Annotated in this window: 6 protein-coding genes and 1 pseudogene; 5 read left to right on the forward strand and 2 right to left on the reverse strand. The window is 62.7% G+C overall.

All coding sequences use genetic code 11. The annotated features are described in order from the left end of the window. The first annotated feature begins 163 nt into the window (after positions 1–163). The 3 genes from CP49_RS31845 to CP49_RS31855 are packed head-to-tail and all read left to right on the forward strand — an operon-like array spanning position 164 to position 2,314. Positions 164–955 carry an enoyl-CoA hydratase/isomerase gene (locus tag CP49_RS31845; RefSeq protein WP_057854085.1) on the forward strand — a complete coding sequence of 264 codons (792 nt, stop codon included), beginning with the start codon at positions 164–166 and terminating at the stop codon, positions 953–955. Further along, positions 952–1,938 (forward strand): phosphotransferase family protein, encoded by a 987-nt coding sequence (locus CP49_RS31850; protein ID WP_057854086.1) that lies wholly within the window; start codon positions 952–954, stop codon positions 1,936–1,938. The genes CP49_RS31845 and CP49_RS31850 overlap by 4 nt, the downstream gene beginning before the upstream one ends. Position 1,939: 1 nt before the next feature. Next, positions 1,940–2,314 (forward strand): DUF6285 domain-containing protein, encoded by a 375-nt coding sequence (locus CP49_RS31855; protein WP_057854087.1) that lies wholly within the window; start codon positions 1,940–1,942, stop codon positions 2,312–2,314. A gap of 205 nt (positions 2,315–2,519) precedes the next feature. Here the strand turns inward: CP49_RS31855 and CP49_RS31860 are convergent, their stop codons facing one another. Then, on the reverse strand, positions 2,520–3,299 hold the full coding sequence (locus CP49_RS31860; RefSeq protein WP_057854088.1) for an enoyl-CoA hydratase-related protein: 780 nt from the start codon (positions 3,297–3,299) through the stop codon (positions 2,520–2,522). A gap of 224 nt (positions 3,300–3,523) precedes the next feature. Between CP49_RS31860 and CP49_RS31865 the strand changes: the two genes are divergently transcribed. Further along, a complete protein-coding gene (locus CP49_RS31865; RefSeq protein WP_057854099.1) occupies positions 3,524–4,798 on the forward strand; it encodes an acyl-CoA dehydrogenase family protein in 1,275 nt (424 codons plus the stop codon). Positions 4,799–4,892: 94 nt separating this feature from the next. Beyond that, positions 4,893–5,363: a GFA family protein gene (locus CP49_RS31870; protein ID WP_057854089.1), complete on the forward strand. Its 471-nt coding sequence runs from the start codon at positions 4,893–4,895 to the stop codon at positions 5,361–5,363. 173 nt (positions 5,364–5,536) lie between these two features. On the opposite strand, the pseudogene CP49_RS31880 reads toward CP49_RS31870, so the two are convergent. Further along, positions 5,537–6,357: pseudogene (locus CP49_RS31880) on the reverse strand (AMP-binding protein). Between the last annotated feature and the right edge of the window lie 211 nt (positions 6,358–6,568).

A 6,568-nucleotide genomic window follows, 5' to 3' on the forward strand; every position in this document is an offset into this window, starting at 1 on the left:
CGTTCCCATTTGATGTCGTGCGCGTTAAGCCGTGCGCCCGGTGGCGGGCAGATGTTCTCGCGCAAGCATGGACAAGCGCGCCCGGAAAATCAAATATGGGTCGAGACATCGTCTGATCTTCCGCGCAGCGAAATAGCGCGTAAACGCAAGTCATGAGGAAACAATGCAATTCAAGCACGTCACGCTCGATTTCGACGGCGCGGTCGCCATTCTCCGGCTCGACCACCAGGAGGTCATGAACGCGGTCTCGATGGACATGCTGGGCGGTCTCGGCGAGGCGCTCGACGCGGTCGACGACAGGCGGGATGAGGTGCGCTGCCTCGTGCTCACAGGCGCCGGGCGCGCCTTCTGCACCGGCGCCAATCTGCAGGGCCGCAACAACCAGAAGGCCGGCAAGAGCAATGCCGGGCAATCGCTGGAAATCGGCTTTCATCCTTTCCTACGGCGGCTGCGTCGGCTGCATTGCCCAATTGTGACGGCGGTCAACGGTCCGGCCGCCGGCGCCGGGATGAGCTTTGCATTGATGGGCGACATGATCCTGTGCGCGCGCTCGTCCTATTTCCTGCAGGCGTTCCGCCGCATCGGCCTGGTGCCGGATTGCGGCTCGACCTGGCTGCTGCCGCGCATGATCGGCAAGGCACGCTCGGTCGAACTGTCGTTGATGGGCGAACGACTGCCAGCGGAGAAGGCGCTGGAGTGGGGTCTCGTCAACCGCGTCTATGACGATGCTGACTTGATGGAGGAGGCGATGAAGCTCGCGCATGACCTCGCCAATGGGCCGACGATTGCGCTGTCGCTGATCCGAAAGCTCTATTGGGACAGCCCGGAAAATTCCTTCGAGGAACAGCTCAACCTCGAATTCGAATCGCAGCGCATCGCGGGTGCGGCGGAAGATTTTAAGGAAGGCGTCACCGCCTTCCTTGAGAAGCGTCCCGCCAAGTTTAAGGGCAAATGATCGAGGACCAACTCGGACGCTGCGTCGCCTTCTGGTATCCGGGAGCGAGCGGCGTCACCGGCGCCGCAAAACTTTCCGGCGGCGCCAGCCAGGAGACCTGGACGTTCGACATAGTCCACCCGGGCGGCAATGTCGGCGCGATCCTGCGCCGCGCGCCGCCGGGCTATGGCGCGTCACCGGGGCGGGCCGCCGGGCTCGATGCCGAGGCGACGTTGATGCAGCTCGCGCATGACGCTGGTCTGCCGTCGCCGCGCGTGATGCATGTGTTGAAGCCGGAGGATGAACTCGGCGCCGGCTTCATCATGCAGCGGATCGAGGGCGAGACCATCGCCCGCAAGATTTTGCGCGACGAGCAGTTCGCCAAGGCACGGCCGATATTGGCGCGGCAGCTCGGTCGCGTGATCGCCGGCATTCACGGTCTGCCGGCTGGGAAGTCACTGAGGCTGCGCGAGATGACCGCGACGAAGGAAATCGCCGACCTCGAGCGGGAATACCGCAGTTTCAATTGGCCGCGTCCGGTGTTCGAGCTGGCGCTACGCTGGCTGCGCGAGCGCGATCCCGGGCCGTCGAAGGAGGTGACGCTGGTGCATGGCGATTTCCGCCACGGCAACCTCATCATCGGGCCCGATGGCGTGCGCGCGGTGCTGGACTGGGAGCTCGCGCATTTCGGCGATCCGATGGAGGACTTGGGATGGATCTGCGTCAACTCCTGGCGCTTTGGCGAGATCGACAAGCCGGTCGGCGGTTTTGGAACGCGCGAGGAATTGTTCGCGGGATACGAGGAAGCCGGCCGCAAGGTCGATCCCACGCGCGTGATGTTTTGGGAAGTAATGGGCACGCTGCGCTGGGGCATCATGTGCTGTGGCATGATGCAGCGCTTCCGCTCCGGACCCGATCATTCGATGGAGCGCGCCATGATCGGTCGCCGCTCGTCCGAGACTGAGATCGATCTGCTACGGCTACTCGCTCCGCGGGGAAAGTAGGATGCAAGACGAACCGACCCCCACCGAACTGATCAAGGCGGTCGCGGATTTCTTCCGCAACGAGATCGCTGCCGAGATCAAGGGCCACAACGCCTTCAAGCTCCGCGTCGGCATCAACGCGCTCGACCTGGTGACGCGGCAACTGGCGCTGGAGCAGGGCAGCGACGCAGCGGAGGCCGCGCGGCTGAAGCAGTTGCTCGGTATGGATGGCGCGTTGATCGAGTTGAATCGCGCGCTGTGCGAGAAGATCGCCAGAGGCGAAGTCGACTTGCAGACGCCGGGCTTGGCCGAGCACCTCTGGCAGACCACTCTGGACAAGCTCGCCGTCGACCAGCCGAACTACGCGTCGTACAAGAGGGAGTTGGGGAAACCGTAGGATGGGTAGAGCGAAGCGAAACCCATCATGCATCAACGGCCGAACGATGGGTTTCGCTGCGCTCTACCCATCCTACAAGGTTAGCGTCAACTCTCCTCGTCATTGCGAAGAGCGCAAGCGACGAAGCAATCCATCTATCCCCGTGTTGAGGCGTGGATTGCTTCGCTGCGCTCGCAATGACGGAGGAAGAGCGGTGCCATGCGCCTCACCGCCCCAGCCACTTCGGCGGCCGCTTCTCGGCAAACGCCTTCGGCCCCTCGATGTAGTCCTGCGACGCCGCCATCGCCTTCACTGCGGGATATTCCCGCTGCTCGGCGATCGCCTGTTCCAGTGAGACTTCAAGCCCGCGCTGGATCGCCTGCTTGGAAGCGCGGATCGACATCGGCGAATTCTTGCAGATCGTCTCGGCCCAGCGCTCGGCGGCGGCTAGCGCTTCACCGGCGGGAACCACCTCGTTGACGAAGCCAAGCTCAAGCCCCTCCTTGGCCGAGACGTGGCGCGCGGTGAGGATCATGCCCATGGCGCGCTTCAGTCCGATCTGCCGCGGCAGCCGGTGTACGCCGCCGGCCAATGCTGCGAGGCCGACGCGCGGCTCGGGCAGCGCAAAGGTCGCGTTCTCCGACGCAATGATGAGGTCGCAGGCCAGCGCGATCTCGAAGCCGCCGCCCATCGCGACGCCGTTGACCGCGGCAATGATCGGCTTGTCGCAGTCGAACCGCGAGGTGAGGCCTGCGAAGCCGCCCTTGTCCCAGCCGCGCTTGCCGCCCGCGGCCTGCCATTTCAGGTCATTGCCGGCGCAGAACGCCTTGTCGCCGGCGCCGGTGACGATTGCGACCCATTGCTCGGGATCGGCGGAGAAATTGTCGAACACCTTGTTGAGCTCGAAATGCGCGTCGATATGCAACGCATTGTACACTTCGGGCCGCGACAGCGTGATGATCGTGATCGGTCCCTTGCGCGTTACCTTGGAGAATTTCAGGTCCATATTTGCTCCCGTTTGGATTTTCTGCGGCGAAGAATATTGGCCGCGATCATAGCGCCAGCCCGGCGTCCGATACCATCCAATTTCGCAACGCCCCCGCGCGTGCCAAGGTCCATTCCGTTGCTTGACTTGGGCGTGGTCTTCTCAGCTAAATCCGTCCGAGCAGGAGCGCTCTCGCAGCGCCTAAACGCAAATCAAAACAAACGACAATTCCGGGAGTGAACATCTTGGATTTCAACCTGCCTGCCGACCTCGTTAGCTATCTCGACGAGCTCGATCGCTTCATCGCGCGCGAGATCAAGCCGCTGGAGGAAGCCGACGATAACATCCGCTTCTTCGATCATCGCCGCGAATGGGCGCGCACCGATTTCGAGAACGGCGGCCTGCCGCGGCACGAATGGGAAGCGCTGCTGCGCAAGGCGAAGAACCTCGCCGACGCCGCCGGCCATTTGCGCTTTGCGATCCCCAAGCGCTACGGCGGCAAGGACGGTTCCAATCTCTGGATGGCCGTCATCCGCGAGCACTTTGCCTCAAAGGGGCTTGGCCTGCATAACGATTTGCAGAACGAGCATTCGATCGTCGGCAACCTGCCCATCGTCACCATGCTCGACCGCTACGGCACCGACGATCAGAAGGCGATGATCGACGGCTCGATCACGGGCAAGTTTCGCATCACCTTCGGCCTCACCGAGCCGGACCATGGTTCCGACGCGACGCATATGGAAACGAAGGCCGTGCAGGCGACTCGCGACAACGTCAAGGGCTGGATCATCAACGGCCAGAAGATGTGGACGACCGGCATGCATGTCGCGACTCACTGCGCGCTGTTTGCGCGCACGTCCGGCAATGACGGCGATGCGCGCGGCATCACGTGCTTCCTGGTGCCGGCTGGAAGCGAAGGCGTGAAGGTCGAGGAGTACATGTGGACCTTCAACATGCCGACGGACCATCCGCGCGTCAGCTTCACCGATGTCTTCGTGCCCGAGGATGCGCTGTTCGGCGAGGTCGGCCGTGGCCTGTCGCTGGCGCAATGTTTTGTGCACGAGAACCGGATCCGGCAGGCTGCGAGCTCGCTGGGGGCCGCCGTCTACTGCATCAACGAAAGCGTGAAATACGCCCGCGAGCGAAAGCCGTTCGGCAAGGCGCTGGCGGAGAACCAGGCGATCCAATGGCCGTTGGTGGAACTGGCGACGCAGGCGGAGATGTTGCGTCTATTGATCCGCAAGACCGCGTGGGAAATGGACCAACTCACCCAGGCCCAGGTCGAACATACGCTGTCAGACCGGGTCTCGATGTGTAACTATTGGGCAAACCGCCTGTGCTGCGAGGCCGCCGACCGCGCCATGCAGGTGCATGGCGGCATGGGCTATTCGCGGCACAAGCCGTTCGAGCACATCTACCGCCACCACCGCCGCTACCGCATCACCGAGGGCAGCGAGGAAATCCAGAAGCGAAAGGTGGCGGGATTCCTGTTCGGCTATATGGGTGCGGGCAAACACTGAGCATGATCTCCGACCCGAAGGGCCGCGTCAGCGCAAAGTGGGCACCGGTTTTCGGCCAAGGATCATGCTCAAGTAAAAAGAGGGAGAGCGGGAGATGGAAGGTGGATGCACGTGCAGAAATATCCGCTATCGCCTGAACGGCAGGCCGATGATCGTGCACGCCTGCCACTGCACCTGGTGCCAGCGCGAGACCGGCACCGTGCATGCCCTCAACGCGCTCTATGAGGCGGAGCTGGTCGAGCATATCGCCGCCGAGCCCGAGATCATCGATACGCCGTCGGCCAGCGGCAAGGGCCAGCGCATCGCGCGCTGCCCGGTCTGCAAAGTCGCGGTCTGGAGCAACTATCCGGGCTCCGGGCCTGCCGTGCGCTTCGTCCGCGTCGGCACCATGGACGATCCGACCCAGTGCCCGCCTGACGTCCACATCTTCACGTCGACCAAGCAGCCCTGGGTGACGTTGCCGCCGGGCGCAAAAGCGTTCGCCGAATTCTACGATCCCGCCGAAGTCTGGTCGGACGAAACCAAGGCCCGCCACCGCGCGGTGCGCGAGCGGGTGAAGAAGTGAGGGGTGCTACGCCTTAACGTGTTGTCGTCCCCGCGAACGGGGGGACCCATAACCACAGGGCGCAGATTGAGCCACAGCGGTCAAGCGAAGATGACTCGCACCATTCGTATCAGCAATGGCGCGGCGTATGGCTCCCTGCGTTCGCAGGGACGACATCGTTGATAGATCACAGATCAATTCACCTGCCGGTCCTTCCCCGCCCAATACGGTTCGCGCAAATTCCGCCGCAAAATCTTCCCCGACGGATTGCGCGGCAGCGCTGCCATGAAGTCCACCGATTTCGGCGTCTTGAATCCCGCGATGCGTTCGCGGGTGAAGTTGATGATGTCGGTGGCAGTTGCCTGCTTGCCCGGCTTCATCACCACGATCGCTTTCACCGCTTCGCCCCATTTGTCGTCGGGAATACCGATCACGGCGGCTTCGGCCACGTCAGGATGGTCGCAGATCGCGCTTTCGACCTCTGCCCGTGGTGCCCGACGTATAAAGCTGGATCGCGATGTCCTTCGGGCTGATCGGGATCCTTCGGATCGCTCGCGTTGGCGGCATCGCGCCAAGCCATAAAATCCTGCCATTCCGGCGCGCCGCCTTCAGTCGTGATGACCGTCCGGACATCAGGCAGTTGCGACTTGATGTTGCGGACCTGCGTGATGAATTCGGGCCCGACGAACAGCACCGGCGCCTTGCAGTCGCTGACGATGAACGCGATCTCGGGGCCGGCCAGGCGCCAGTTGACCGGCGCCATCACCACCTTGGCCTTCATCGCGCCCATCAAGAGCTCGAAATAGAAGTCGCTGTTTTTGCCGAGATAGGCGATCCGCTCACCCGGCTTGATGCCCATCGCAATCAGCGCATTCGCAACGCGGTTGGTCTTGATGTCGAACTCGGAAAAACTTGTCTGGCGTCCCTCGAACTCATAGGCGATGGCGTCACCGCGCGTTTTGGCACGCTCGCGCACCATGTTGGCGAGATCAGTCAGTTGCTCTGGCGCGGACATGTCTCTCCCGTATCGTCTTGTTTTCGTTGCGCGGAGTTTGGCGATATCGCGCGACAAAGACAATACGGTACGTCGTCCCTGCGAACGCAGGGACCCATACGCCGCGGCTTATCGGTGAGACGATGGGGCTAGTTGCCTTCGTACCTATCGACGCTGGTGGTTGATGGGGTGGACGGCCCCCTACGGCATCAGTGTGCCAGAATGAGGTTGT

This window comes from Bradyrhizobium valentinum, from assembly GCF_001440405.1.
Classification (GTDB): Bacteria; Pseudomonadota; Alphaproteobacteria; order Rhizobiales; family Xanthobacteraceae; genus Bradyrhizobium; species Bradyrhizobium valentinum.